This is a genomic window from Pseudomonas sp. MF6767 (genome assembly GCF_016405475.1).
GTDB lineage: Bacteria > Pseudomonadota > Gammaproteobacteria > Pseudomonadales > Pseudomonadaceae > Aquipseudomonas > Aquipseudomonas paracarnis.
Window position 1 is genome coordinate 38,662 of sequence record NZ_JAEKCY010000001.1, and the last position, 26,482, is coordinate 65,143.

22 protein-coding genes and 1 tRNA gene are annotated in these 26,482 nt (G+C 60.2%); 17 read left to right on the forward strand and 6 right to left on the reverse strand.

Going from position 1 to position 26,482, the window contains the following annotated elements; translation table 11 throughout:
* Window positions 1–14: 14 nt before the first annotated feature.
* Window positions 15–1,244, forward strand: a complete 1,230-nt coding sequence (locus JFT58_RS00185) for a multifunctional CCA addition/repair protein (protein WP_054896794.1) — start codon at window positions 15–17, stop codon at window positions 1,242–1,244.
* 134 nt (window positions 1,245–1,378) lie between these two features.
* Here JFT58_RS00185 and folK read toward each other — a convergent pair whose 3' ends face one another.
* Window positions 1,379–1,897, reverse strand: a complete 519-nt coding sequence (gene folK / locus JFT58_RS00190) for a 2-amino-4-hydroxy-6-hydroxymethyldihydropteridine diphosphokinase (RefSeq protein ID WP_054896793.1) — start codon at window positions 1,895–1,897, stop codon at window positions 1,379–1,381.
* Window positions 1,888–2,241 carry a dihydroneopterin aldolase gene (gene folB / locus JFT58_RS00195; protein WP_054896792.1) on the reverse strand — a complete coding sequence of 118 codons (354 nt, stop codon included), beginning with the start codon at window positions 2,239–2,241 and terminating at the stop codon, window positions 1,888–1,890. Before folB ends, folK begins: the two co-directional genes overlap by 10 nt.
* A gap of 74 nt (window positions 2,242–2,315) precedes the next feature.
* On the opposite strand from folB, the gene plsY reads away from it, so the two are divergent.
* The gene (plsY, locus tag JFT58_RS00200) at window positions 2,316–2,885 is read left to right on the forward strand and encodes a glycerol-3-phosphate 1-O-acyltransferase PlsY (RefSeq protein ID WP_054896791.1); all 570 of its coding nucleotides are present in this window, start codon (window positions 2,316–2,318) and stop codon (window positions 2,883–2,885) included.
* 31 nt (window positions 2,886–2,916) lie between these two features.
* On the opposite strand, the gene tsaD is transcribed toward plsY, so the two are convergent.
* Window positions 2,917–3,942, reverse strand: coding sequence for a tRNA (adenosine(37)-N6)-threonylcarbamoyltransferase complex transferase subunit TsaD (gene tsaD / locus JFT58_RS00205; RefSeq protein WP_003194748.1), 1,026 nt, complete (start codon window positions 3,940–3,942; stop codon window positions 2,917–2,919).
* A 203-nt stretch (window positions 3,943–4,145) separates the two neighbouring features.
* On the opposite strand from tsaD, the gene rpsU reads away from it, so the two are divergent.
* The 14 genes from rpsU to pqqE all read left to right on the forward strand — a co-directional run bounded on the left by rpsU (window position 4,146) and on the right by pqqE (window position 21,670).
* Window positions 4,146–4,361, forward strand: a complete 216-nt coding sequence (rpsU, locus tag JFT58_RS00210; protein ID WP_002551877.1) for a 30S ribosomal protein S21 — start codon at window positions 4,146–4,148, stop codon at window positions 4,359–4,361.
* Between the two features lie 442 nt (window positions 4,362–4,803).
* On the forward strand, window positions 4,804–6,774 hold the full coding sequence (gene dnaG / locus JFT58_RS00215; protein WP_032895025.1) for a DNA primase: 1,971 nt from the start codon (window positions 4,804–4,806) through the stop codon (window positions 6,772–6,774).
* Window positions 6,775–6,841: 67 nt separating this feature from the next.
* Complete coding sequence (gene rpoD, locus JFT58_RS00220) at window positions 6,842–8,689, forward strand: RNA polymerase sigma factor RpoD (protein WP_054896790.1); 1,848 nt, start codon at window positions 6,842–6,844, stop codon at window positions 8,687–8,689.
* Window positions 8,690–8,823: 134 nt separating this feature from the next.
* Window positions 8,824–12,567, forward strand: a complete 3,744-nt coding sequence (locus tag JFT58_RS00225; protein ID WP_054896789.1) for a bifunctional diguanylate cyclase/phosphodiesterase — start codon at window positions 8,824–8,826, stop codon at window positions 12,565–12,567.
* Window positions 12,568–12,582: 15 nt separating this feature from the next.
* Window positions 12,583–12,659 (forward strand) — tRNA-Ile (locus JFT58_RS00230).
* Between the two features lie 109 nt (window positions 12,660–12,768).
* Window positions 12,769–13,215 (forward strand): Lrp/AsnC family transcriptional regulator, encoded by a 447-nt coding sequence (locus JFT58_RS00235; protein WP_054896788.1) that lies wholly within the window; start codon window positions 12,769–12,771, stop codon window positions 13,213–13,215.
* A 147-nt stretch (window positions 13,216–13,362) separates the two neighbouring features.
* A complete protein-coding gene (locus JFT58_RS00240; RefSeq protein ID WP_054896787.1) occupies window positions 13,363–15,066 on the forward strand; it encodes a flavin monoamine oxidase family protein in 1,704 nt (567 codons plus the stop codon).
* Window positions 15,067–15,076: 10 nt separating this feature from the next.
* A complete protein-coding gene (locus tag JFT58_RS00245) occupies window positions 15,077–15,871 on the forward strand; it encodes a carbon-nitrogen hydrolase family protein (RefSeq protein WP_054896786.1) in 795 nt (264 codons plus the stop codon).
* 48 nt (window positions 15,872–15,919) lie between these two features.
* Complete coding sequence (gene pqqF, locus JFT58_RS00250) at window positions 15,920–18,295, forward strand: pyrroloquinoline quinone biosynthesis protein PqqF (protein ID WP_080757750.1); 2,376 nt, start codon at window positions 15,920–15,922, stop codon at window positions 18,293–18,295.
* A gap of 158 nt (window positions 18,296–18,453) precedes the next feature.
* Window positions 18,454–18,528 (forward strand): pyrroloquinoline quinone precursor peptide PqqA, encoded by a 75-nt coding sequence (gene pqqA, locus JFT58_RS00255; protein ID WP_003194766.1) that lies wholly within the window; start codon window positions 18,454–18,456, stop codon window positions 18,526–18,528.
* A gap of 71 nt (window positions 18,529–18,599) precedes the next feature.
* Window positions 18,600–19,511, forward strand: coding sequence for a pyrroloquinoline quinone biosynthesis protein PqqB (gene pqqB, locus JFT58_RS00260; RefSeq protein WP_034128837.1), 912 nt, complete (start codon window positions 18,600–18,602; stop codon window positions 19,509–19,511).
* 11 nt (window positions 19,512–19,522) lie between these two features.
* Complete coding sequence (gene pqqC / locus JFT58_RS00265; RefSeq protein WP_003194770.1) at window positions 19,523–20,275, forward strand: pyrroloquinoline-quinone synthase PqqC; 753 nt, start codon at window positions 19,523–19,525, stop codon at window positions 20,273–20,275.
* A complete protein-coding gene (gene pqqD, locus JFT58_RS00270; RefSeq protein WP_034128838.1) occupies window positions 20,272–20,547 on the forward strand; it encodes a pyrroloquinoline quinone biosynthesis peptide chaperone PqqD in 276 nt (91 codons plus the stop codon). The genes pqqC and pqqD overlap by 4 nt, the downstream gene beginning before the upstream one ends.
* Window positions 20,540–21,670: a pyrroloquinoline quinone biosynthesis protein PqqE gene (gene pqqE / locus JFT58_RS00275; RefSeq protein ID WP_054896785.1), complete on the forward strand. Its 1,131-nt coding sequence runs from the start codon at window positions 20,540–20,542 to the stop codon at window positions 21,668–21,670. Before pqqD ends, pqqE begins: the two co-directional genes overlap by 8 nt.
* Before the next feature lie 5 nt (window positions 21,671–21,675).
* Here pqqE and JFT58_RS00280 read toward each other — a convergent pair whose 3' ends face one another.
* Together JFT58_RS00280 and JFT58_RS00285 are read right to left on the reverse strand one after the other, a co-directional pair.
* A complete protein-coding gene (locus JFT58_RS00280) occupies window positions 21,676–21,834 on the reverse strand; it encodes a YqaE/Pmp3 family membrane protein (protein WP_003194776.1) in 159 nt (52 codons plus the stop codon).
* A 215-nt stretch (window positions 21,835–22,049) separates the two neighbouring features.
* Complete coding sequence (locus JFT58_RS00285; RefSeq protein WP_054896784.1) at window positions 22,050–23,312, reverse strand: aspartate aminotransferase family protein; 1,263 nt, start codon at window positions 23,310–23,312, stop codon at window positions 22,050–22,052.
* Between the two features lie 209 nt (window positions 23,313–23,521).
* Here JFT58_RS00285 and JFT58_RS00290 point away from each other — a divergent pair, with 209 nt between their 5' ends.
* On the forward strand, window positions 23,522–24,421 hold the full coding sequence (locus tag JFT58_RS00290; protein ID WP_034128841.1) for a LysR family transcriptional regulator: 900 nt from the start codon (window positions 23,522–23,524) through the stop codon (window positions 24,419–24,421).
* 226 nt (window positions 24,422–24,647) lie between these two features.
* On the opposite strand, the gene JFT58_RS00295 is transcribed toward JFT58_RS00290, so the two are convergent.
* Window positions 24,648–26,426, reverse strand: a complete 1,779-nt coding sequence (locus tag JFT58_RS00295) for an acyl-CoA dehydrogenase C-terminal domain-containing protein (RefSeq protein ID WP_054896783.1) — start codon at window positions 26,424–26,426, stop codon at window positions 24,648–24,650.
* Window positions 26,427–26,482 lie beyond the last annotated feature (56 nt).

A 26,482-nucleotide genomic window follows, 5' to 3' on the forward strand; every position in this document is an offset into this window, starting at 1 on the left:
ATGGAGGCTTTTTCATGAAAATCTACAAAGTCGGCGGCGCCGTGCGTGATCGCCTACTGGGCATCAAGGTCACCGATATAGACCGCGTCGTCGTTGGCGCGACGGCCGAAGAGATGCTCGCCAAGGGTTATAAACCGGTAGGCGCCGATTTCCCGGTATTTCTCGACCCGAAGAACGGTGACGAATACGCCCTTGCTCGCACCGAACGCAAGAATGGCCGGGGTTACGGCGGCTTTATATTCCATGCGAGCCCCGACGTTACGCTGGAAGAAGACCTGATTCGGCGTGACCTGACCATCAACGCCATGGCGGAGGACGACGAGGGTAACCTGACCGATCCTTATCAGGGCCAACGCGACCTTGAAGCGCATATTTTACGGCATGTTTCTCCGGCGTTCGCCGAAGATCCCCTCCGTGTACTGCGCGTTGCGCGTTTCGCCGCGCGCTATGCGCCTCTTGGCTTCACAGTCGCCCCTGAGACCCTGGAGTTAATGCGCCAACTCAGTGAGTCCGGCGAGTTGGAGGCCCTTACCCCCGAGCGTAGCTGGAAGGAAATCTCACGGGCGCTGATGGAAGATCAACCCCAGGTATTTATCCAAGTACTGCGTGACTGCGACGCGCTGAAAACCTTGATGCCGGAGGTGGATGCGCTGTTCGGCGTGCCGCAGCCCGCAGCTCACCACCCGGAAATTGACACCGGCGTGCACACCTTGAGCGTGCTGGAACAAGCTGCCCTGCACAAGCAACCGCTGAGCGTGCGCTGGGCCTGCCTGCTGCACGACCTGGGCAAGGGCCTGACACCTGTGGATAAGTTGCCGCAGCACATTGCCCACGAACATCGCGGCTTGAAGCTGATCAAAGCGGTGAACGAGCGTTTCAAGGTGCCGAGGGATTGCCAGGAGTTGGCCTTGCTGGTGGGGCAATATCATACCCACGGCCATCGTGCGCTTGAGCTCAAGGCCTCGACATTGCTGGAGTTGCTGCAAAGCTTCGACGTGTACCGTCGGCCACAACGCTTTGAAGAGTTCGTGGTGGCCTGCGAAATGGACGCCCGTGGCCGCAAGGGTTTTGAACAGCGCAGTTATCCACAGGCCGATTATTTGCGCGGAGCGGCAAAGGCTGCACGCGAAGTGCCGGTCGCGCCGCTGCTAGAAAAGGGTTTCAAAGGTCCCGAACTGGGCGATGCGCTCAAGCGCGAACGGTTAAGCGCATTGAAAGCCTACAAGGAAAACCCCTCTCCTTAGGCGATGGCCGTTGTGGCGAGGGAGCTTGCTCCCGCGGGACCGGGCTGGCGCTCCAGTGCGAAGCGCTCCCAAGATAATGGGGCTGCTGCGCAGCCCAGCGGGAGCAAGCTCCCTCGCCATAACAAGCTCGGCTCCTACAAAACAGCTCGTGGCGTGAGTGGCTGACCCTGCCATTCGAACGCAACCGGTGCCAATACCTGATCAATCTGCGCGTCTCGCCATAATTCGGCCATTGTCCTGCCAGCCTCAGGGTGCATACGGTCCGGCGCCATCATCGACAGCGGCCACAACACAAAGGCGTTTTTCAGGATTTCGGCTCGCGGCAAGATCAAGCCATCGAAATTGCCCACCAGATCGCCATACAACAACACATCGATATCCAGCGGCAGGCCTTTGCGGTCTGGCGCGTATCGGCCATTGTCAGCCTCGATGGATTTCAAACGACGATCCAACTCCATCAACGGCAGGTCGGTATAAGCCGACACCACCAGATTGAAAAACGGCCCACTTTTGATCCCCACCGGCTGGCTTTCGAACACCGCCGAACAGCGCATATCCGTCAAGAAACCGGCCAACGCATCCAAGCCGGCACATAGACGAGCCTCGCGGTCGATATTGCTGCCAAGCCCGAGGTAAACCTGAGTCAATGACATCCGCGCTCGATCTCCACGCCCACGCCCTTGGCAGCCGGCACCGCGCCGGGCTTGGTCAACTTGAGGTGCAGCCAGGGAATCTGGAATTCACTCATCAGCACTTCGGCCAGACGCTCGGCAAAGGTTTCCACCAGTTGGTACTGGGACTGCTCGGCAAAGGCCTGGATACGCGCAGACACCCTGGCGTAATCCAGTGCCAGGGTCAGGTCATCACCGGCCGCAGCTGGGCGATTATCCCAGGCGAAGCTCAGGTCCAGGCGCAGGCATTGCCGGATTCCGCGCTCCCAGTCGTAAGCCCCGATCACGGTGTCGACTTCCAGGCCTTCGATAAACACTCTGTCCAAGCACTTTTCTCCGCAGCACGACAAGGGCGCGATGCCCCGTTAGAATCAGGGCGTCCTCGCCCGGAATAGTTAGCATGTTTTGGTCACTGGCGATTTTCGCCTACCTGCTCGGCTCGCTGTCCTTCGCCATTTTGCTCAGCCGCTTGACGGGAAACCCCGATCCGCGAATGAGTGGCTCAGGCAATGCCGGCGCCACCAATATGTTGCGCCTGGCCGGCAAGAAACTCGCCGTCCTGACCTTGCTGGGCGACGTCTGCAAGGGCCTGCTGCCCGTGCTCATCGCCAGCCTCGTCGGCCTTAGCTTGCAACAGCAAGCCTGGGTGGGCCTGTGTGCCGTCCTGGGCCACCTGTTCCCGTTGTACTTCCGCTTTCGCGGCGGCAAGGGCGTAGCCACGGCGGCCGGCATTCTGCTGGGTATTTACCCTCCTGCGGCGTTACTGGCCATGCTCGCCTGGCTGCTGACGTTCTACCTGACCCGTACCAGCTCGCTGGCCGCGCTGATTGCTACGCCGCTGACCCTGCCGTTGCTGGCCTGGCAGGAACCGCAAGCGCTGTTACCGATGAGCGTGCTGACACTGCTGATCGTCTGGCGCCACCGCGGCAATCTACGCGACCTGTTTGCCGGGCGCGAACGGCATTTTTAAATATCCCGCCTGGACTCGGCGCCCTTGAACCTTACAACGGCGGCAATTGTTCCATCGGCCAGCGCGCCTGCACGCTGATCGCCAGGCTTTCGTGCTGTCCGGCCTGCAAGCGCTGGCAACCGGCATAGGCGATCATTGCGCCGTTGTCAGTGCAGAACTCAGGGCGTGCGTAGAACACATTGCCATTCATGTCGCCGAGCATTTTTTCCAGGGAACTGCGCAACGCCTTGTTGGCGCTGACGCCGCCCGCGATCACCAGCCGCTTCATGCCCGCCTGTTTCAGGGCGCGCTTGCACTTGATGGTCAAAGTCTCCACCACAGCCTGCTGGAACGCCAGCGCGATGTCGCAACGGGCTTGCTGGCCGTCGTCCCCGGCGCTGACGCTCTGCTGCCAGGTGTTCAAGGCAGAGGTTTTCAAGCCGCTGAAACTGAACATCAAGCCAGGACGATCACACATCGGCCGCGGGAAGGTGTAGCGACCGGCAACGCCGTTCTCGGCAAGGCGGGCGATTTCCGGACCACCCGGATAATTAAGTCCCATCATCTTCGCGGTTTTGTCGAACGCTTCACCGGCGGCATCGTCCAGCGACTCGCCCAACAGTGTGTATTGGCCGATCCCGTCCACCTGAACCAGCTGCGTATGCCCCCCCGAAACCAACAAAGCGACGAACGGGAACTCCGGCGGTGTTTTTTCCAGCATGGGCGCCAACAAATGGCCTTCCATATGGTGCACACCAAGGGCAGGAATACCCCAGGCAAACGCCAACGCCTGGGCGCAAGAGGCCCCAACCAGCAGGGCTCCGACCAATCCGGGGCCGGCGGTGTAAGCGATGGCATCGATCTCGGTTGCCACACAGCCGGCTTCATCCAGCACCTGGCGGATCAACGGCAGCATGCGCTTGACGTGATCGCGGCTGGCAAGCTCCGGCACCACGCCGCCATAGGCGCGATGCAGGTCGATCTGACTGAACAGTGCATCGGCCAAAAGCCCGCGTTCACTGTCGTATAGTGCGACTCCGGTTTCGTCGCAGGAGGTTTCAAGTCCCAGTACTAGCATGGGTTTGCGCCTTGTAGAGGCTGAATTCGAAGGCGCGCATAATAGTCGCCACTCCCCCTCCCGACTAGCGGTTTTCGATCAGAGGCTTTGCATTCCGGGCAATGAGGGGTTAACATCCGCAACCCTTAAAAACCGACGACCTCAGCCGCGAATTTTTTGCGACGAGAACGTTGATTCCCGGTAATGAAAGAAGGTAGCTCTGGATGCCAGCCGTCAAAGTAAAAGAGAACGAACCCTTCGACGTAGCTCTGCGTCGTTTCAAGCGCTCCTGCGAAAAAGCCGGTGTTCTGGCTGAAGTTCGTAGCCGCGAATTTTATGAGAAGCCAACTTCTGAGCGTAAGCGCAAAGCAGCAGCCGCTGTTAAGCGTCACGCTAAGAAAGTTCAGCGCGAACAGCGCCGCGCCGTTCGTCTGTACTAATACACAGACGTTCGTAGCAAGCTTCTGCCAAGCCCGGCCCTCAGCCGGGCTGTTGGCATTTGCGGATATCGCTTGATGCTTCACCGTCGACGCCGCACATGCGACCGAGACACTGCTTCACACGTCAGGGCTGGCTCTTTTGCCAGCGGTGCACGTCTCTTCTGACGAGCCTAACAAGGCTACTGACGAGCACACCTATTCTTCAAACAGACGATCAACTGTATCGGCTGTGCCCAACGATGCGTTTCCGAGGCCGCCATTGGCCTAGACCGGACGCCCGGGCAACATTTCCATGCCGAAGACTGATCAGAAACTATCCTCAGTAAATATTCGGCAGATACACTCCCTGATGACCCATGCAGACGATGATGATCGAGCACTCCTTACGTGCGCTTGAACACGTCACGGGCCCTCATTTACACGCAGTGATGACGAGAACGCCATGGCCGGGCTGATTCCCCAGAGCTTTATTGACGACCTTCTGAACCGCACCGACATCGTCGATGTTGTCAGCTCACGCGTACAGCTGAAAAAAGCCGGCAAAAACTACACCGCCTGCTGCCCTTTTCATAAAGAAAAAACCCCATCCTTCAGCGTCAGCCCCGACAAGCAGTTCTATTACTGCTTCGGTTGCGGGGCGGGCGGGAATGCCCTGGGCTTCCTGATGGACCACGACAACCTGGACTTCCCCCAGGCTGTCGAGGACCTGGCGAAAGCCGCCGGCATGGAAGTGCCCCGCGAAGAAAGTGGCCGGCCGCACAAACCGCGGCAACCCACCGATTCGCCGCTGTATCCGCTGCTCACCGCTGCTGCCGACTTTTACCGCCAGGCACTCAAGAGCCATCCGCAGCGCAAGGCCGCTGTCGATTACCTTAAAGGGCGCGGCCTCACCGGCGAAATCGCTCGGGACTTCGGCCTCGGCTTCGCTCCGCCGGGCTGGGACAATCTGTATAAACACCTGAGCAGCGACACCCTCCAGCAAAAGGCCATGATCGATGCCGGCCTGCTGGTGGAAAACGCCGAGACCGGCAAGCGCTATGACCGCTTCCGCGACCGGGTGATGTTCCCGATCCGCGACAGCCGTGGCCGCATCATCGCCTTCGGCGGCCGTGTACTCGGGGACGACAAGCCCAAGTACCTGAACTCTCCGGAGACCCCGGTGTTCCACAAGGGCCAGGAACTCTACGGCCTGTTCGAGGCGCGCAAGAACAACCGCAACCTCGACGAGATCATCGTGGTTGAAGGCTATATGGACGTGATCGCCCTGGCCCAACAAGGCTTGCGCAACGCGGTCGCGACCCTCGGCACCGCCACCAGCGAAGAACATTTGAAGCGCCTGTTCCGCGTCGTGCCCAGCGTGCTGTTTTGCTTCGACGGCGACCAGGCGGGCCGCAACGCCGCCTGGCGCGCGCTCGAAGCCACGCTGTCGAGCCTGCAGGATGGGCGCCGCGCACGCTTCCTGTTCCTGCCTGAAGGCGAAGACCCGGACACCCTGGTGCGCTCGGAAGGTACCGACGCGTTCCGCGCACGTATCAATCAACATGCGCAGCCGCTGGCGGATTATTTTTTCCAGCAGCTGACCGAAGAAGCCGACCCGCGCTCCCTCGAAGGCAAGGCCCATATGGCCACCCTCGCGGCGCCGCTGATCGACAAAGTCCCGGGCGCTAATTTGCGCACGCTGATGCGCCAGCGCCTGCTGGAGATCACTGGTTTAAGCGGTGAAGCCGTAAGCCAGCTGGTGCACAGCGCCCCGCAGGATGCACCGCCAGCCTACGACCCCGGCATGGATTACGACGCCATGCCGGACTATGCCGACTTCCACCAACCTCAGGAGGCCTTCGCCCCCCAACAGGAATGGACGCCGAAGAAGCCCGGCGCCGGCGGCAAGAAGTGGGACAAAAAGCCCTGGAGCAAAAACGGCAAACGCGGTGATCGCGATGAAGCCTACGCACCACGCACGCCCGTAGCGGTGGAAGCCCCCACATTGATTGCACTGCGCACACTGATTCATCACCCGCAATTGGCCGGTAAGGTTGAAAGTGCCGACCACTTTGCCAACGAGAGCAATACCTATGCTCAGGTGCTTATCGCACTGATCGAAGCCGTGCAGAAAAACCCTAAGCTAAACTCAATCCAGTTGATGGCTCGCTGGCATGGCACGGAACAGGGCCGTTTATTGCGGGCACTGGCGGAAAAGGAGTGGCTAATTGACGGCGACAACCTTGAACAACAGTTTTTAGACACCATTAATAGGTTATCCGCGGGTCAACACACTCAGACCCTCGATGAACTTATCAAGAGAGCAAGGCAGCCGGGATTATCGGCTGAAGAGCAGATTCAGATAGCAAAACAGATGCGCGACCTCTTAAAACAGAATGTTTACGCATCAAACCCGACCTCAGCTGGCGTGTGAGGTCATAGCTCGGGTATAATCCTCGGCTTGTTTTTTGCCCGCCAAGACCTTCAGTGGATAGGGTGTTATGTCCGGAAAAGCGCAACAGCAGTCTCGTATCAAAGAGTTGATACTTCTTGGTCGTGAGCAGGGTTACCTGACTTACGCGGAGGTCAACGACCACCTGCCTGAGGATATTTCAGATCCTGAGCAGGTGGAAGACATCATCCGCATGATTAACGACATGGGGATCAACGTATTCGAAGTCGCGCCAGATAAGGATTCCCTTATGCTGGCCGACGCTGATACCGACGAGGCCGCCGCTGAGGAAGCTGCTGCCGCGCTGGCTGCAGTAGAGACCGATATCGGCCGCACGACAGACCCTGTGCGCATGTATATGCGCGAAATGGGTACCGTCGAGCTGCTGACACGCGAAGGCGAGATCGAAATCGCCAAGCGTATCGAAGAGGGTATCCGTGAAGTGATGGGCGCCATTGCGCACTTCCCTGGCACGGTTGACCACATTCTCGCCGAGTACACCCGCGTCACCACCGAAGGTGGCCGCCTGTCCGACGTCCTGAGCGGTTATATCGACCCGGACGACGGCATTGCGCCGCCTGCCGCCGAAGTACCGCCGCCTGTTGATGCGAAAGCCGCAAAAGCGGACGACGACTCCGACGACGACGAAGCTGAAAGCAGCGACGACGAAGAAGAAGCCGAAAGCGGTCCAGACCCGGTCATCGCGGCCCAGCGCTTCGGTGCGGTTTCCGATCAAATGGAAATCACCCGCAAGGCCCTGAAGAAGCACGGTCGCGGCAACAAGCAGGCAATTGCCGAGCTGGTGGCCCTGGCTGAGCTGTTCATGCCGATCAAGCTGGTGCCCAAGCAATTCGAAGGCCTGGTTGAGCGTGTTCGCAGTGCTCTTGAGCGTCTGCGTGCCCAAGAGCGTGCGATCATGCAGCTCTGTGTGCGTGATGCGCGCATGCCGCGTACCGATTTCCTGCGCCAGTTCCCGGGCAACGAAGTTGACGAAAGCTGGAGCGACGCACTGGCCAAGGGCAAGGCGAAATACGCCGAAGCCATAGGTCGCCTGCAGCCCGATATCATCCGTTGCCAGCAGAAGCTGACCGCGCTTGAGACCGAAACCGGCCTGACGATTGCAGAAATCAAAGACATCAACCGTCGCATGTCGATCGGTGAGGCCAAGGCCCGCCGCGCGAAAAAAGAGATGGTTGAAGCGAACTTGCGTCTGGTGATCTCCATCGCCAAGAAGTACACCAACCGTGGCCTGCAGTTCCTTGATCTGATCCAGGAAGGCAACATCGGCTTGATGAAGGCGGTGGACAAGTTCGAATACCGTCGCGGCTACAAGTTCTCGACTTATGCCACCTGGTGGATCCGTCAGGCGATCACTCGCTCGATCGCCGACCAGGCCCGCACCATCCGTATTCCGGTGCACATGATCGAGACCATCAACAAGCTCAACCGAATTTCCCGGCAGATGTTGCAGGAAATGGGTCGCGAACCGACTCCGGAAGAGCTGGGCGAACGCATGGAAATGCCTGAGGATAAAATCCGCAAGGTATTGAAGATCGCTAAAGAGCCGATCTCCATGGAAACGCCGATTGGTGATGACGAAGACTCCCATCTGGGCGACTTCATCGAAGACTCGACCATGCAGTCGCCAATCGATGTCGCCACTGTTGAGAGCTTGAAAGAAGCGACTCGCGACGTACTGTCCGGCCTCACTGCCCGTGAAGCCAAGGTACTGCGCATGCGTTTCGGCATCGACATGAATACCGACCACACCCTTGAGGAAGTCGGTAAGCAGTTTGACGTGACCCGTGAGCGGATCCGTCAGATCGAAGCCAAGGCGCTGCGCAAGTTGCGCCACCCGACGCGAAGCGAGCATCTGCGCTCCTTCCTCGACGAGTGATACCAGAACCCCCGGCCCAGGCCGGGGGGTTTGCTTTCTACCGATTGCTTTGACAGATTAACTGCCCCGCACCACCCCACCCTCGCAATGCCCGTCTACACTCGAGACATTCCCCGTGCCATAACGAGACCGTTATGCCCAGATTGCCGACCGTGATACTGCTGTCGCTGCTGACCTGGACCGCAACGGCTGGCGCGTTGACTCTTACGGATGATGAGCGTAGCTGGTTGGCGGACCATCAGGAGCTGCGCCTAGGCGTGGATGCGTCTTGGCCACCTTTTGAATATCGCGATGAAAATGGCCGATATCAGGGCTTGGCAGCCGATTACGTACGCCTGCTCCAGGACCGCCTGGGTGTGCGAATCAAACTGATCGAACCAGTTAACTGGACCGCAGTGCTTGAACAAGCCCGCAATAATCAGCTCGACCTGCTGCCGGGCATTATGTCCACCCCCGAACGCCAAAACTTCCTGGCCTTCACACGCCCCTATCTCGACTTTCCCATCGTCATCCTGGCCCATGAAGGCGGCGCGAAACCACGCAGCCTCAAGGATTTGTACGGGCTGAAAATTGCCGTGGTGGAGAACTACGCCCCCCATGAATTGCTCCGCACCCACCATCCGGACCTGAATCTGGTCGCCCTGCCCAACGTCAGTTCGACGCTGCAAGCCCTGGCCACCGATGAAGTGGATGCCGTGGTCGGCGACCTCGCCTCCAGCGTCTGGAGCCTGCGCCAACTCAAGCTCGACGGCCTGTACGTCAGCGGCGAAACGCCTTACCGCTACCAACTGGCGATGGGTGTCCCGCGGGATGAAAAAATCCTGGTGGGCATCCTGGACAAAGTCCTCGCCGATCTCAGTTCAGCCGAAACTGATGCGATCCAGCAACACTGGGTCGGCAGCTTCACCGATCACCGCACCTTCTGGGCTGACCTGCTCACGTACGGCCTGCCAGCGGTGCTGCTGTTGAGTACAGTGCTGGCGATCGTCATTCGGATCAATCGCCGGCTCAGCTCGGAAATTTCCCGTCGGGTCGCCCTTGAGCAAGAACTGCGAAGCAGCGAGTACCACTATCGCGGCTTGGTGGAGAGCTTGTCCGCCATCGCCTGGGAAGCAAGCATCAGCGACTTCACCTACAGCTATGTGTCGCCCCATGCCGAAGACCTGCTTGGCTATCCCCGCGCCCACTGGCTGATTCCAGGCTTCTGGCGCAACATCATCCATCCCGCTGACCTGACCCGCGCCGAGGCCTATTGCTATCGGGAAACTCGTGCCAACCGTGATCACAGTATTGATTACCGGGTCATCACCGCTGATGGCCGCTGCCTGTGGGTACGTGACATTGTCAGCCTGATCGAACACGGCCACGAGCCGGTGCTGCGCGGCCTGATGATCGACATCAGCGAAGCCAAGCGCACCGAAGAAGCCCTGCAACTGTCCGAGCAGAAATTTGCCTCGGTGTTTCAGCAGTGCCCGGACATCCTGGTGATTGCTCGGTTGTCTGATGGTTGTTTGCTGGAGGTCAACAAGGCATTCGAGGACCAGATTGGCCTGAGCTTTGATGAGGTCGTGGGCAAAACCGCCTCAGATCTGAATATATGGGGCATTCAGGGCGTCGGTCCGGATTTGCTGCAGCGGGTACAGACCACCAGTATCCGTAACCTGGAAATGTCCTTTCTGCGCAGCAATGGTCAGGCATTTACCGGGCTGATCTCAGCTGAGCCGTTCCAACTCGATACCACTGAAGCCTTGGTGGTAGTGGTGCGCGATATCACCGAGCTCAAGGAAACCCAACAGCAGCTGCAAACCTCCGAAGAGAAATTCGCCAAGGCATTCCATGCTTCCCCCGACGGTTTACTACTGAGTCGCCAAAGAGATGGCCTGCTGATTGAAGTGAACGAAGGTTTCAGCCACCTGACCGGTTTCACCAGCGCCTCCTCACTTGACCAATCAACCCTGGACCTAGGCATCTGGGTCGACCTCAACGAACGCAAACACATGCTGGAGTTGATGCAGCGCGACGGCTTTGTCCGCGATTTCATCTGTCATATCCGTCGTGCCGACGGCCAGATTCGCCTGTGCGAAGTGTCCAGCCGCCCACTGCCGATTGGCGACGAAGATTGCATGCTGACCATCGCCCGGGACATCACCGAACGCCAGTTGATGCAGGAAAAACTGCAGCAGGCCGCCACGGTGTTCGAAAGCACCGCCGAAGGCGTCTTGATCACCGACACACGGCAGAACATCAGCGCCGTCAACCGCGCCTTCACGGAGATAACCGGCTACAGCGAGGTTGAAGCCCTTGGCCATACCCCGCGCCTGCTCGCCTCCGGCCTGCACGACAGCGCGTTCTATGCGGCGATGTGGCACCAGTTGACGACCTATGGCCACTGGCAAGGAGAGATCTCCAACCGCCGCAAGAATGGCGAGGTGTATCCGAGCTGGCTGACCATCAGCGCTGTGCGTAACCGCGAGCAATTGGTCACGCACTTCGTTGCTGTGTTTGCCGACATCTCCAGCCTCAAGCTGGCCCAGGCCCGCCTGGATTATCAGGCCCACCACGACCCATTGACTGGCCTGCCCAACCGCACCCTGTTTGAAAACCGGCTGCAGGCCGCCCTCAACGGCCAGCAGGAAAGTGGTAAACAGGGCGCGGTGCTGTTTCTCGACCTCGACCGCTTCAAGCACATCAACGACAGCCTCGGCCACCCGGTTGGCGACCTGCTGCTCAAAGACATCGCCGTACGCCTCAAGGAGCAGTTGCGGGACGTGGACACCGTTGCTCGCTTGGGCGGCGACGAATTCATCATCCTGCTGCCCGGCTTGCAACAGGCCAGCGACGCCCAGCACTTGGCGAACAAACTGCTCGACTGTTTTACCCCGCCATTCCAGGCCGGCGAGCATGAGTTCTTCATCAGCGCGAGTATCGGCACCAGTCTGTATCCGCAAGACGGTACCGACGTCGCCACCCTGGTCAAAAATGCCGACGCCGCGATGTATCGCTCCAAAGCCAAGGGGCGCAACCGGGTCGAGCGCTACACCCGCGACCTGACCGCCCAGGCCAATGAACGCGTAGCGCTGGAGCACGAACTGCGCCGCGCCATCGAACGTGAAGAATTGAGCCTGTATTACCAACCCAAACGCAGCCTGGTCACCCAACAACTGATCGGCGCCGAAGCCTTGATCCGTTGGCACCACCCGACCTTGGGCGAGGTCCCGCCCGAGCACTTTATTGCCCTGGCCGAAGAGAACGGCATGATCCTGCAAATCGGCGACTGGGTACTGGAACAGGCCTGCCGGCAGTTGCACGCCTGGCAAGCGGCTTTCGAGGATTTCGGCCCCCTGTCGGTCAACCTTGCAGGCGCGCAACTGCGTCACCCCAACCTGCTGTCACGCATCGAACAACTGCTGCGCGATTACCACCTCGAACCCGGCTGCCTGCAGCTGGAGATCACCGAAAACTTCATCATGAGCCAAGCCGAAGAAGCACTGGCGGTGTTGCACCAACTCAAGCGCCTGGGTGTACAGCTGGCAATCGATGATTTCGGCACCGGCTACTCGTCCCTCAGCTACCTCAAACGCCTGCCCCTGGACTTCCTCAAGATCGATCAATCCTTCGTCCGCGGCTTGCCCGACGACCCTCACGATGCAGCCATCGTGCGCGCCATCATCGCCCTTGGCCACAGCATGCAATTCACCATCATCGCCGAAGGCGTGGAAACCCCGGCACAACAAGCATTCCTCGCAAGCGAGGGGTGTGAACAGATGCAAGGCTACATCGTCAGCCTGCCCCTGCCGCCGGAGCTTTTTGCCGCCAGCTTCCTTCGTACACGGCACAAGGATTTTTCGGATGGCACAGTGAACAAACCATCGCTATAATCCGCGACCTACTGAGGGCCTATAGCTCAGTTGGTTAGAGCAGGGGACTCATAATCCCTTGGTCGTAGGTTCGAGTCCTACTGGGCCCACCACACTCAAAGCCGCGCATTGCGCGGCTTTTGCGTATCTGGCATCACGGTTCTTTCAGCCAGGCCAAGCCTGTACCATGCTTGCCCATTGCCCCCGCACTGGAGCCCCCCCTTGCCCGTCCTAGACGAAATCGACCGCCAACTGATCGCCGCCCTGCAGCTCAACGCCCGTGAAAGCGTGGCCATGCTCGCCAGGCAGTTGGGCATCGCCCGCACCACCGTCACGTCGCGTCTGGCCCGCCTGGAGAAAACCCAGGTCATCACCGGTTACGGCGTGCGCCTGGGCCAGCGCGTTGCGGATGGTGGGTTGCAGGCTTACGTGGGCGTTACCGTGCAACCCCGCTCCGGCAAAGAGGTATTGCGCAGGCTGAGCGCCATGGCGCAAGTGCAGCAGCTGTGCGCGGTGAGTGGGGAGTTCGATTACGTGGCTTGGCTGCGCACCGATTCGCCGGAGCAACTGGACCAATTGCTGGACCAGATCGGCAGTGTCGACGGCGTGGAGAAAACCACCACCTCGATCATCCTCAGTAACAAATTGGATCGCGGACAACCAATCTGACCGCTTAACTCGTCACATTGACTAAAACTAGCGCAATCCGACGACATATTGCGCCTTATTAACGCGCGCAACGTTCCCTAAACTGGCTGCCATCTTTTCCTATACTCAACGGGCCCTCCTCCCGCCGAGCCGTCAGTAAGGTCAGCCATGAGCATTCCGTCCAGCACTCTCAGCAAGCCCAATCGCCACCCGGGCGACGGTAAGAAACCCATCACCATCTTCGGCCCGGACTTCCCGTTTGCCTTTGATGACTGGATCGAACACCCCGCCGGGCTGGGCAGTATTCCTGCGGCCAATCACGGCGCCGAAGTGGCGATCGTCGGCGCCGGGATCGCGGGCCTGGTGGCGGCCTACGAGCTGATGAAACTCGGGCTCAAGCCCGTGGTGTATGAAGCCTCGAAGATGGGTGGCCGCTTGCGCTCGCAGGCCTTTGAAGGCGCCGAAGGCATCATCGCCGAGCTGGGCGGCATGCGGTTCCCGGTGTCGTCCACGGCGTTCTACCATTACGTGGACAAGCTAGGACTGGAAACCAAGCCCTTTCCCAACCCGCTGACGCCGGCGTCCGGCAGCACTGTGATCGACCTGGAAGGCCAGACTCACTACGCGCAAAAACTCTCCGATTTACCGGCACTGTTCCAGGAAGTCGCCGATGCCTGGGCCGACGCCTTGGAGGCCGGTTCGCAGTTCGGCGATATCCAGCAGGCGATCCGCGACCGCGACGTGCCGCGCCTCAAAGAGTTGTGGAACAAGCTCGTGCCGCTGTGGGATGACCGTACCTTCTACGACTTCGTCGCCACCTCCAAAGCCTTCGCCAAATTGTCGTTCCACCACCGCGAGGTGTTTGGCCAGGTCGGTTTCGGTACCGGCGGCTGGGACTCTGACTTCCCCAACTCCATGCTGGAAATCTTCCGCGTGGTGATGACCAACTGCGATGATCATCAACACTTGATCGTCGGTGGCGTGGCCCAAGTGCCCATGGGCATCTGGCGCCATGTGCCGGAACGCTGCGCCCACTGGCCGGCCGGTACCAGCCTGAGCTCGCTGCATAGAGGTGCACCACGGGCAGGCGTGAAGCGCATTGCCCACGCCGCCGAGGGCCGCTTTGCTGTTACTGACAACTATGGCGACACCCGTGAATACGCGGCGGTGCTGACCACCTGCCAAAGCTGGCTGCTGACCACCCAGATCGAATGCGACGAAACCCTGTTCTCACAAAAAATGTGGATGGCCCTGGATCGCACTCGCTACATGCAGTCCTCGAAAACCTTCGTGATGGTTGATCGCCCATTCTGGAAAAACAAAGACCCGCAAACCGGGCGCGACCTCATGAGCATGACCCTCACCGACCGCCTTACCCGTGGCACCTACCTGTTCGATAACGGTGACGACAAGCCGGGGGTGATCTGCCTGTCCTACTCGTGGATGAGCGACGCGCTGAAGATGCTGCCCCAGCCTATCGACAAGCGGGTGAAACTGGCCCTCGATGCACTGAAGAAAATCTACCCCAAGGTCGACATCAAGGCGCGCATCATCGGCGACCCGATCACCGTGTCCTGGGAGGCCGACCCGCATTTCCTCGGGGCCTTCAAAGGTGCCTTGCCCGGTCACTATCGTTACAACCAACGGATGTATGCGCACTTCATGCAGAAGGATATGCCCGCCGAACAACGCGGGATCTTCATCGCGGGTGATGATGTATCGTGGACGCCTGCCTGGGTCGAAGGCGCGGTACAAACCTCGCTCAACGCGGTATGGGGCATCATGAACCACTTCGGTGGCAGCACCCACCCGGAGAACCCAGGCCCAGGCGACGTGTTCGATGAAATAGGGCCAATCGCCCTGGCAGAATAAGGAGTTGAGCATGCGTGTCGCCCTGTACCAATGCCCGCCGCTGCCGCTGGATGTGGCCGCCAACCTGCAGCGCCTGCATCAACTGGCCCATGAGGCACACGGCGCCGATGTGCTGGTGCTGCCAGAGATGTTCCTCACCGGCTATAACATTGGCGCCGAAGCCGTTGGCGCACTGGCCGAGGCACAGGATGGGCCATCGGCGCAGGCGATTGCCGAACTGGCGCAAAGTGCCGGGCTGGCGATCCTGTATGGCTACCCGGAACGGGCCGAAGACGGCCAGGTCTACAACGCCGTGCAGTTGATCGACGCCCAGGGCACGCGCCTGTGCAACTACCGCAAGACCCACTTGTTTGGCGATCTTGACCATTCGATGTTCAGCGCCGGCTCCGATGATTTTCCGGTGGTGGAATTGAACGGTTGGAAGGTGGGCATGCTGATTTGCTACGACCTGGAGTTTCCGGAAAACACCCGGCGCCTGGCCCTCGCCGGTGCCGAACTGATTCTGGTGCCCACCGCCAATATGGTGCCGTTCGACTTTGTTGCGGACGTCACCGTGCGGGCGCGAGCCTTTGAAAACCAGTGTTTTGTAGCCTATGCCAACTACTGCGGGCACGAAGGCGAGATTCGCTACTGCGGGCAAAGCAGCATTGCCGCGCCGGACGGCCAGCGAATTGCCCAGGCCGGCCTGGATGAAGCCTTGATCGTCGGCACCCTGGATCGCCAATCTATTGTCGACGCCCGCGCCGCCAACCACTACCTGCAAGACCGTCGCGCCGAACTCTACGGCGCACTGCACAAGCCCTGACCCATTGGGTTTGCTAGCATAGGCACTTCCCACGCCTCGGAAGTGCCCATGCCTGCGCCGGTTCACCCTCATCCCCTTCACCTGACCCTCGCCAATGGCCTGCGGGTTTGCCTGCGCCATGCGCCACGCTTGAAACGCTGCGCCGCCGTTTTACACGTGGCTGCCGGCAGCCATGACGTGCCATTGGCCTGGCCTGGGCTGGCGCATTTTCTTGAGCACTTGTTGTTTCTCGGTACCGAGCGTTTTCCAGCCGGCGAAGGGCTGATGGCCTACGTGCAGCGCCACGGTGGGCAGGTCAACGCCAGCACCCGTGAGCGCACCACCGAGTTCTTCTTTGAACTGCCGGTGCCGGTTTTTGCAGACGGGCTGGCGCGTTTGGCGGACATGCTGGCTCACCCGCGCCTGGCCCTCGACGATCAACAACGTGAACGCGAAGTGCTGGAGGCGGAGTTCATCGCCTGGTCCCAGGATGCCAAGGCCCAACAGCAAGTGACGCTGCTGCAAGGCTTGGCGGCGGATCATCCCCTGCGCGGTTTTCATGCCGGCAACCGCGACAGCCTGCCGGTGGAAAGCGACGACTTTCAGCATGCCTTGCGAGGGTTCCACGCACGCTTTTATCAAAGCGGGCAGATGACCTTGAGCCTCGCCGGTCCACAATCGCTGGCCGACCTGCAGGCCTTGGCCCAGCAGTTCAGTGACCAACTGACGCCCGGCCCATTGCACCCCCAGGCCGCTCCACCGGCCTTGATGCATGGCCCGGCACACCGTTATCAGCACGTCGCCGGCCAACACCTGCATCAGGTCATTACCTGTAACGCGCCACGGGAAGCGCTGGCGTTTCTCTGCACCTGGCTCAACGCCTCGGCCGCCGGTGGGTTGCTCGCCGAGCTGCAAGCACGACGACTGGCCACCGCGCTGCAGGCGTCCGTGCTGTACCAATTCGCGGATCAAGCCGTGCTGGATATCCACTTCACTCTCGGCAGCGCGCGCGAACCGGCCACGTCGATCGAAGAGTTGCTGCACGACTGGCTGAGTTTCTTCGCACACAGCGACTGGACAGCATTACGCGAAGAGTTCGCCTTACTCAATGCTCGCCAGCAACAGGTCCAAGGCGCCCTGGCGTTGGCGCGCAACGATGCCCAAGACCTGTCGGAACAAGGCGCCGCAGTCCTCAAGGCCATGCTCGACTCACTGCACCTGCCCGCCTCCCGGCACCCTTGGCAACTGCCGCCCAATAACCCTTTGCTTCGTGCGCCCGCCAAGGAAGAACGCGCGGGCCTGATTCGTGGCCAAACCAGCGCCCACCGTGGCTTGCGCACCTTTGCCCAGGATCGCTCACGGGGCCGACGGGAGCTGTCAGCGTTGACCTTCAGCCAGGCGTTGGCGGAGGACACTGGCGAAGGCGCGCTGTACCTGCAGTGGCGGTTTGACTCGGCGGTACCCACCGGGCTGGAAAGCCTGTTGCGGCCGTTGCGCGAACAGGCACGCCAGGCCGGCGTCGAGTTGTCTTGCGAAACGATCGCCACTGACTGGCAAGTGAAGATGCACGGCCTCCACGAGCCCATGCCGGCGGTGCTCGAAGCGTTGGCGCGGTGTCTGAGTGACTCGGATGAACCTTTGCCACCGACCGCTCCCGTGCCGATGATCGCCATCCGCGAACTGCTCAAGGCGTTGCCCGCTTGCTGCGCGGGTGTTCAGCCCCAGCCTCAGGAGACAACAGCATCATGGGCTACCGCGCGCTGGCAGGCGCTGGGCGCTGGCCTACCCCCCGCCAGTGAAGCCGCGATCAAAGCCGCAGCGGCCCGGCTGCCTGGGCAACCGGCAAGCGTGCCTTATACACCTCACGTCCTTGACGGACAAAAGCGCTGGCACGCAGTCAGCACCGAATCCAGCGAAGCAGCGCTACTGTTATTCTGCCCGACGCCGACTCAATCCCTAGCCGATGAAGCCAACTGGCGGTTGCTCGGGCACGTGCTCCAGGGGCCGTTCTACCAGCGCTTGAGAGTCGAACTGCAAATCGGCTACGCCGTGTTCAGCGGCATCCGACAGATCAACGGCCAAACAGGCCTGTTGTTTGGGGTGCAGTCGCCCACCATCTCCCTAGACGGCATCGTCCAACAGTTGCAGGCCTTCCTGGGGCAACTGCCGTCGTTGATCGAGCGCAGTCCCGACTTGGGTAACCAGGCCCTCGCACAGCAGTTCGCGGCCCAGACGCTGCCTATCAACGAAGCTGCCGACTTGCTCTGGCATGCGCACCTGGCAGGCCATTCGTCGGGTTATCTGGATCAGATTCAACAGTTGATCCAAGCGTGCACGCGCGAGGATGTGCAGCGCGCCGCGCAACGACTCAATGACGCCGCAGGCGGCTGGCAATGCGTGGCCAACGGGCCGCGCATCAGCGACGACTGGCAAGCAGCGCCGTGATCGTTGCCAACCCTGCAACAGGCTTTCTCCACCGAGACAGCGCTAACTTGAATAAAATTGCGTAACATTGCGCAGCAATATCTGAACATCTCCAATGGGAGGTGGACTATATGTATTACTTGGTAGTGAACGTCCCATCCCTTGATAGGAGTAAGAATATGACCTGGTCCAAACCTGCTTACACTGATCTGCGTATTGGTTTCGAAGTCACCATGTACTTCGCCAGCCGTTAATTGGCTGAGTGACACAACGCCTCGGTTCGCCCGGGGCGTTTTTGTTTTGAGCTGTGCTTGATGGAGCGATCATGTTTGTCCAGATTCTAGGTTCCGCCGCCGGCGGTGGCTTCCCGCAGTGGAACTGCAACTGCGTGAACTGCGCAGGTTTTCGCGATGGCAGCCTGCGGGCCCAGGCGCGTACCCAGTCATCCATCGCGATCTCCGACAATGGCGTGAATTGGGTGCTCTGCAATGCCTCGCCGGATATCCGCGCACAACTCCAGGGCTTTGCGCCCATGCAACCGGGCCGCGCCCTGCGCGATACCGGCATCAGCGCAATCATCCTGATGGACAGCCAGATCGACCATACCACTGGCCTGCTGAGCCTGCGCGAAGGCTGCCCGCACCAGGTGTGGTGCACCGACATGGTCCACGAAGACCTGAGCACCGGTTTCCCGTTGTTCACCATGCTGACCCACTGGAACGGTGGCCTGGCCTGGAACCGCATCGAGTTGGACGCCAGCTTCACCATCCCGGCCTGCCCCAACCTGCGCTTCACCCCGCTGCCGTTGCGCAGCGCCGCACCGCCCTATTCGCCGCACCGTTTCGACCCGCACCCCGGTGACAACATTGGCCTGATCGTCGAAGACCTGCGCACCGGCGGCAAATTGTTCTACGCCCCGGGCCTGGGCAAGGTCGACGCACCGCTGCTGGACATCATGGCCGGCAGTGACTGCCTGCTGGTGGACGGCACGATGTGGGACGACGATGAAATGCAGCGCCGTGGCGTCGGCACCCGCACCGGGCGTGAGATGGGCCACCTGGCACAGAACGGCCCCGGCGGCATGCTTGAAGTGCTCGAGCAACTGCCCAAACAGCGCAAAGTGCTTATCCACATCAACAACACCAACCCGATCCTCGATGAAGACTCCCCCGAGCGAGCGGAGCTGGTGCGGCGCAATGTCGAAGTGGCTTACGACGGCATGAGCATTGAATTGTAGGAGCGATCGAAATGACCGACACACCGTTGAGCAAGGCTGAGTTCGAAGCCGCCCTGCGCGCCAAGGGCGCCTTCTACCATATCCATCACCCCTACCATGTGGCGATGTACGAAGGCCGCGCCAGCCGTGAGCAGATCCAGGGCTGGGTCGCCAATCGCTTCTACTATCAAGTGAATATCCCGCTGAAAGACGCGGCGATCCTGGCCAACTGCCCAGACCGTGAAATCCGTCGCGAATGGATCCAGCGCCTGCTCGACCATGACGGCGCGCCCGGTGAAGACGGCGGTATCGAAGCCTGGCTGCGCCTGGGCCAGGCCGTGGGCCTGGACCCCGATCAACTGCGCTCCCAGGAGTTGGTGCTGCCCGGCGTACGCTTCGCCGTGGACGCCTATGTCAACTTCGCCCGCCGCGCCAGCTGGCAGGAAGCCGCCAGCAGCTCGCTGACCGAGCTGTTCGCGCCGCAAATCCACCAGTCGCGCCTCGACAGTTGGCCCCAGCATTACCCGTGGATCGACCCGGCCGGTTACGAATACTTCCGCACACGCCTGGGCCAAGCCCGTCGCGATGTGGAACACGGCTTGGCGATCACCCTGCAGCACTACACCACCCGCGAGGGGCAGGAGCGCATGCTGGAAATTCTCCAGTTCAAACTGGACATCCTCTGGAGCATGCTGGACGCCATGAGCATGGCCTACGAACTCAAACGCCCGCCGTATCACAGCGTGACCGAACAGCGGGTATGGCATAAAGGGATCACCCTATGAGCTTTGATCGCAGCAAAAAACCGACCTGGCGCCAGGGCTATCGCTACCAGTACGAGCCTGCTCAGAAAGGCCACGTATTGCTCTACCCCGAAGGCATGATCAAGCTCAACGATAGCGCCGCATTGATCGGTGGCCTGATCGACGGCGAGCGCGACGTTGCGGCAATCATTGCCGAGCTGGATAAGCAGTTCCCCGGTGTGCCAGAGCTGAGTGACGACATCGAGCAATTCATGGAGGTCGCCCGTGCTGAGCACTGGATCACCCTTGCCTGAAAAGCCAGCCATAGGCCTGCCTCTGTGGCTGCTGGCCGAGCTGACCTATCGCTGCCCGCTGCAGTGCCCGTATTGCTCCAACCCGCTGGATTTCGCCGAGCAGGGCAAAGAGCTGAGCACCGAACAATGGATCAAGGTATTTCGCGAAGCCCGTGAAATGGGTGCTGCGCAGTTGGGTTTTTCCGGCGGCGAGCCGCTGGTGCGCCAGGACTTGGTCGAGCTGATCGGCGAGGCTCGCAAGCTGGGTTTCTACACCAACCTGATCACCTCTGGCATCGGCCTCACCGAACAAAAAATCAGCGACTTCAAGAAAGCCGGCCTGGACCATATCCAGATCAGCTTCCAGGCCAGTGACGAACAGGTGAACAACCTGCTGGCCGGCTCCAAAAAAGCCTTCGCGCAAAAACTGGAAATGGCCCGAGCGGTGAAAGCCCACGGCTACCCGATGGTGCTGAACTTCGTCACCCATCGCCACAATATCGACAAGATCGACCGCATCATCGAGCTGTGCATTGCGCTGGAAGCGGATTTCGTCGAACTCGCCACCTGCCAGTTCTACGGCTGGGCACAGCTCAACCGCGTGGGCTTGCTGCCCACCCGCGAGCAGTTGGTGCGCGCCGAACGCATCACCAATGAATACCGTGCCAAGCTGGAAGCCGAAGGCCACCCCTGCAAGCTGATCTTCGTGACACCGGATTATTACGAGGAGCGACCCAAAGCCTGCATGAATGGCTGGGGCAGCATCTTCCTGACAGTCACACCCGACGGCACCGCCCTGCCCTGCCACGGCGCGAGGCAGATGCCCGTGCAGTTTCCCAATGTGCGCGACCACAGCATGCAGCACATCTGGTACGACTCGTTTGGCTTCAATCGCTTTCGTGGCTACGACTGGATGCCTGAGCCATGCCGTTCATGCGACGAAAAAGAAAAGGACTTCGGCGGCTGCCGTTGCCAGGCCTTCATGCTCACTGGTGACGCCAGCAATGCCGACCCTGTATGCAGCAAATCCGAGCAGCACGGCATCATCCTGCAAGCGCGGGAAGAGGCCCAACATGCCACCCAGACCATCGAGCAACTTGCCTTTCGCAATGAGCGCAACTCAAGACTCATTGCAAAAGGCTGAGGGCCTCAACGCTTGGCGATGATGTACACCGCGTGGATGATGCCAGGGAAGTAACCGCACAGGGTCAGCAGGATATTCAGCCAGAATGCACCGCCGAAACCTACTTGCAGGAACACACCCAATGGCGGCAGCAGAATGGCGATGATGATACGAATGATGTCCATGGGTCAGCTCCAGAAAATCGGCTCGTGTGAGCCGTGTAGCTAATCGACCTTGGCGGTTCGTGAGGGTTCAGTGGATTCTGGCATTGGGCCATCTCAGGCCAGAATCTCCAGCGATCTTTTCACACCACAAATTACCCAGACAAAAAAACGCCCCCAGCCAAAAGAATCAGGCTGGAGGCGCCGCGTATGCCGCGAGACGGTTCAGGAAACTGGGGTCACACCGCGATGCCCTTGCGGCATTGCACTTGAGCGGTACGCACCCGAGAAAAGGCGCGGGCAAGCCGAAGAAGCATTTCGTCGATATGGGTTTTGCTGATGTTCAGCGCAGGGGTAAAGCGCAGGCAGTCAGGTTGCGCGGCAGTGAGAATCAAGCCTTCGTGCAGCGCGGCCTTGACCACTGCAGCGGCGCAATCGTCCGACAGTGTCAGGCCCCAAAGCAGCCCGTTGCCGCGCAAGGGCCCATGGCCGTAACGGTAGGCCAGGCGGGCAAGGCCTTCTGCCAGGTACAAGCCCGATTCACGTAGGTGCTCGAGAAAGCCGTTCTCCAATAGAGCGTCGAGTACTGCGATACCCGCAGATGCCATCAGTGCATTGCCATGATGTGTACCGTCCAGCTCGCCCGGTTCGAAGCAACAGGCAGTGCCACGCGCCAGCAACGCCGCCAGGGGCACGCCGCCGCCCAGGCCTTTGCCCAGGGCAATGATGTCGGCGCGCACGCCGTATTGCTGCTCGGCGAGCAAGCTGCCGCAGCGGCCGATACCGGTTTGCACTTCGTCGAAGATCAGCAGGATCCCCAGCTCACGACACAGGCGTTCGACGCCCTTGAGGTAATGTTCTGTCGCAGGGAGGACACCGCCGCCGCTTTGTATCGGCTCCAGCATGATGGCGACGGTCTGCGCATCGACCGCTGCATGCAGGGCCGGCAGATCGTTAAACGGCACTTGGCTGAAACCTGGCAACTGCGGTTCGAATCGGTTTTCGCAGGCCACAGCCGACGCCGACATCGCCCCCAGGCTCCGCCCATGACAGCCATTGTTTACGGTGATGATGTGGTAAGCGCCACCGCGATGCAGTTGGCCCCACTTGCGTGCCAACTTGATGGCCGCTTCACAGGCTTCGGCACCGCTGTTGAGCAAATAGGCCTGGTCGCTGCAGGTGTGGTGGCACAGACGATCGACAAGATCCAGTTGCGCGCGGTTGTGCAAACCCAGGCCAGGGTTGATCACGGTGTGCATCTGTTGGGCAATGGCGTCGCGTACGGCCTGGGGACTGTGACCCAGGCTGTTGGCCCCACCGCCTTGACTGAAATCCAGATAAGCGCGGTCGTCAGCGTCCGAAAGCCAGGAACCCTGCCCCTGTACAAACACCTGGGGCGGGCGCGCCACAGTGGGCATCAGGCACTGGCTGGAAACATCTGCACGCGGGGCATGCACAACCAGGTCATCCAGACTCGGCGCGCAGCGACGGAACAAGTTCACACTTCACCCCCGCTGGCAACCTGACCTTGGTCGATGCCACCTGCCAATGAGGCCTTCAGATTTTTTGCCTTGCCTATGTAAACGCTATCAACAAAAACGCTGTTCATTGTCCGATCCGGCCCTGTAAGCCCTGCGAATAGGCGCTAGACTAGGCGCCTCGGGGGCCAGCGGCCATTTCGATTTTCCAGCTTTTTCGATAAGCAAACCTTATGGATTTCAAGCAACTGCGTTATTTCGTCGCGGTGTATGAGGAAGGCCACGTAGGTCGCGCCGCGGAGCGTCTGTCGATCTCCCAGCCAGCGCTGTCGCAACAGGTTCGCCAACTGGAACAGAACCTCGACGTCAGCCTGTTCGAACGCAGCAGCAAGCGTCTGTTGCCGACCTTGGCGGCCCACACCTTATACAACCACGCATTACCGCTCATTGATGGTATGCAGCAAGCCGTCGAGGCACTGCGCAATTTCAAGGGCCAGGCCATGCGCAGCCTGGCCATCGGCGTGCTGCAAACCGTGCACACCAGCCTGGTACCGCAGATGCTTGAGCGCGTGCGCAAGGCCCAGCCCCATCTGGTGGTGCAGATTTACGAGCTGACCGGGCTTGAGATTGAGCGGCGGTTGCTCAATGGCTCACTCGATATTGGCATCAGCTACCTGCCACCCCGTCAGCCGGGCCTGCATGGCGTGCTGCTGTATGAAGACGAGTTGAAGGTGGTGATACCCGAAGATCATCCGTTGCGCGAGTTCAAGAAAGTCTCGCTCAAACAAGCCGCCGAATTACCGATGTTGCTGCTGGGGGAAGAGTTTCAGGTTAGGCAGATCTGGCAAGGCCAACTGTCCAACCTCGGGCGGCGTCCGCAAGTGCAGGCGGAACTCAATACCATGGTGGGCATTCTCGACAGCCTGCCTCACACCCGCTTGGCGACCGTGCTGCCTGGGCGGTCCCAGGATGAACACAACAGCAAGGCGCTGCTGTGGAAACCCTTGAGCGAGCCCAGGGTACCGCTGAAAGTAGGATTGGTATGCCGCGATGTGCAACGCCAGCAGGCGACGGTGGCGTTGCTGCGTACCCTGCTGGAAGACGTGATGAATGCCCCGCCGGCAACCGCCTGACTTTTTCGCGGGCAAAAGAAAACCCCGCCGAAGCGGGGCTTTGCAGACTGTTTCCCTGACATCCATTTCACTCCGCCGTCCTGGCAGAATCCTACGTGTCCGTGTTGTTGCTTTGCGCTTCCTGCGCGACGTCCATGTGAAGTAGATTAGCCGTGGATCCAATGTGGCGATAGAGGACGATTAGCAGCACGTCATGTAAGAGAATGCTTACACGCCCTCTTCCCCCTTAAAACAGGGCTTCATCCATCAGGAACAGTGATTCGCTACCGGCTTTTACCGATGCACTCAACGAGTGGATACGCGGCAACAGGCGGGCAAAGTAGAAACGCGCAGTCCCCAGTTTGCTGGCGTAGAAATCCTCTTCGCCCTCCTTGCCTAACGCCGCCTTGGCCATGCGCGCCCACATATAGGCATAGGCCATGTAGCCGAACGCATGCAGGTATTCCACCGAGGCTGCGCCGATTTCATTAGGATTGCTCTTGGCGCGGTCCAGCACCCAGGCCGTCAGCTCATCCAGGTTACCTACTGCCACACCCAGGGGCTTGGTGAACTCGGCCAACTCAGGGCCCGATGCGGCGATGAACTGGCGGATCTCATCGGCGAACAAGGTATAGAACGCACCGCCGCTGCCGACGATCTTGCGCCCCATCAGATCCAGGGCCTGAATGCCGTTGGTACCTTCGTAGATCTGGGTGATGCGCACGTCACGCACCAATTGCTCCTGGCCCCACTCGCGGATGTAACCGTGACCACCAAACACCTGCTGGCCGAGTACGGTGGTTTCCAGGCCCAGGTCAGTGAGGAACGCCTTGGCAACTGGCGTCAACAACGCCACCAGGTTATCGGCACGCTCGCGCGCCTGCGCATCGTCGCTGAACTTGGCGATGTCCAACTGCGTCGCCACGTAGGTGGAAAACGCCCGGCCGCCTTCGTTCGCCGCCTTCATGGTCAGCAACATACGACGGACATCCGGATGCACGATGATCGGGTCTGCCGGCTTGTCCTTGGCCTTTGCGCCTAGCGGGGAACGGCTCTGCAGACGGTCGCGGGCATATTCAATCGCGTTCTGATAGGACCGCTCGCCAGAAGCCAAGCCCTGGATACCGACGCCCAGGCGCTCATAGTTCATCATGGTGAACATCGCAGCCAAGCCACGGTTGGGCTCACCGACCAGGTAACCCACGGCTTCGTCGAAGTTCATCACACAGGTGGCGGAGGCCTGGATGCCCATCTTGTGTTCAATGGAGCCGCAGTTCACCGGGTTACGCGCGCCCAGGCTGCCATCGGCATTTACCAGGAACTTCGGCACCAGGAACAGCGAGATGCCCTTGGGCCCGGCCGGTGCGTCCGGCAGTTTGGCCAGCACCAGGTGGATGATGTTTTCGGTGAGGTCGTGCTCGCCACCGGTGATGAAGATCTTGGTGCCGCTGACCTTGTAGGAGCCGTCCGCCTGAGGCTCGGCCTTGGTGCGGATCATCCCCAGGTCTGTACCGGCATGGGCTTCCGTCAGGCACATGGAACCGGCCCACTCACCCGAATACATCTTCGGCAGGTAGGTGGCCTTGAGTTCTTCACCGGCGTGGGTGTTGATCGATACACAGGCACCGGAGGTCAACATCGGGTACAGGCCGAAAGCCAGGCTCGACGAGTTGATCATCTCTTCAACCTGCGCCGACACCGCCTTGGGCATGCCCATGCCGCCGTAGGTCGGGTCGCCGCCCACGCCTACCCAGCCGCCTTCGGCGTAGGTGCTGTAGGCCTGGGGAAAACCGTCGGGAGTGGTCACGGCGCCGTCCGCCCAGTGGCAGCCTTGCTCATCGCCGCCGCGGCTGAGCGGGGCAATGGATTTGGCGGTGACCTTGCCGGCCTCTTCCAGGATCGCTTCGACGGTTTCGGCGTCAACGCTGTCTGCCAATGCCGGTAACTGGGCCCAAGTATCAGCGACCTCAAACACTTCGTTGAGGACGAAGCGCATATCACGCAACGGCGCTTTGTAATCAGCCATGGCAAACCTCGTGAGAACGTGAAAAGTAATTCGATAGGATCGGTTTTACAGACGTC

Excerpts from the sequence above, each read along its gene's own strand:
- folK (WP_054896793.1), bottom strand. The coding sequence starts at position 1,897 with ATGTCATTGACTCAGGTTTACCTCGGGCTTGGCAGCAATATCGACCGC.
- pqqC (WP_003194770.1), top strand. The coding sequence starts at position 19,523 with ATGACCGACACACCGTTGAGCAAGGCTGAGTTCGAAGCCGCCCTGCGC.
- JFT58_RS00295 (WP_054896783.1), bottom strand. The coding sequence starts at position 26,426 with ATGGCTGATTACAAAGCGCCGTTGCGTGATATGCGCTTCGTCCTCAAC.
- dnaG (WP_032895025.1), top strand. The coding sequence starts at position 4,804 with ATGGCCGGGCTGATTCCCCAGAGCTTTATTGACGACCTTCTGAACCGC.
- pqqF (WP_080757750.1), top strand. The coding sequence starts at position 15,920 with ATGCCTGCGCCGGTTCACCCTCATCCCCTTCACCTGACCCTCGCCAAT.
- rpsU (WP_002551877.1), top strand. The coding sequence starts at position 4,146 with ATGCCAGCCGTCAAAGTAAAAGAGAACGAACCCTTCGACGTAGCTCTG.
- JFT58_RS00185 (WP_054896794.1), top strand. The coding sequence starts at position 15 with ATGAAAATCTACAAAGTCGGCGGCGCCGTGCGTGATCGCCTACTGGGC.
- JFT58_RS00225 (WP_054896789.1), top strand. The coding sequence starts at position 8,824 with ATGCCCAGATTGCCGACCGTGATACTGCTGTCGCTGCTGACCTGGACC.
- rpoD (WP_054896790.1), top strand. The coding sequence starts at position 6,842 with ATGTCCGGAAAAGCGCAACAGCAGTCTCGTATCAAAGAGTTGATACTT.
- JFT58_RS00245 (WP_054896786.1), top strand. The coding sequence starts at position 15,077 with ATGCGTGTCGCCCTGTACCAATGCCCGCCGCTGCCGCTGGATGTGGCC.
- tsaD (WP_003194748.1), bottom strand. The coding sequence starts at position 3,942 with ATGCTAGTACTGGGACTTGAAACCTCCTGCGACGAAACCGGAGTCGCA.
- pqqB (WP_034128837.1), top strand. The coding sequence starts at position 18,600 with ATGTTTGTCCAGATTCTAGGTTCCGCCGCCGGCGGTGGCTTCCCGCAG.
- plsY (WP_054896791.1), top strand. The coding sequence starts at position 2,316 with ATGTTTTGGTCACTGGCGATTTTCGCCTACCTGCTCGGCTCGCTGTCC.
- JFT58_RS00240 (WP_054896787.1), top strand. The coding sequence starts at position 13,363 with ATGAGCATTCCGTCCAGCACTCTCAGCAAGCCCAATCGCCACCCGGGC.
- JFT58_RS00290 (WP_034128841.1), top strand. The coding sequence starts at position 23,522 with ATGGATTTCAAGCAACTGCGTTATTTCGTCGCGGTGTATGAGGAAGGC.
- pqqD (WP_034128838.1), top strand. The coding sequence starts at position 20,272 with ATGAGCTTTGATCGCAGCAAAAAACCGACCTGGCGCCAGGGCTATCGC.
- JFT58_RS00280 (WP_003194776.1), bottom strand. The coding sequence starts at position 21,834 with ATGGACATCATTCGTATCATCATCGCCATTCTGCTGCCGCCATTGGGT.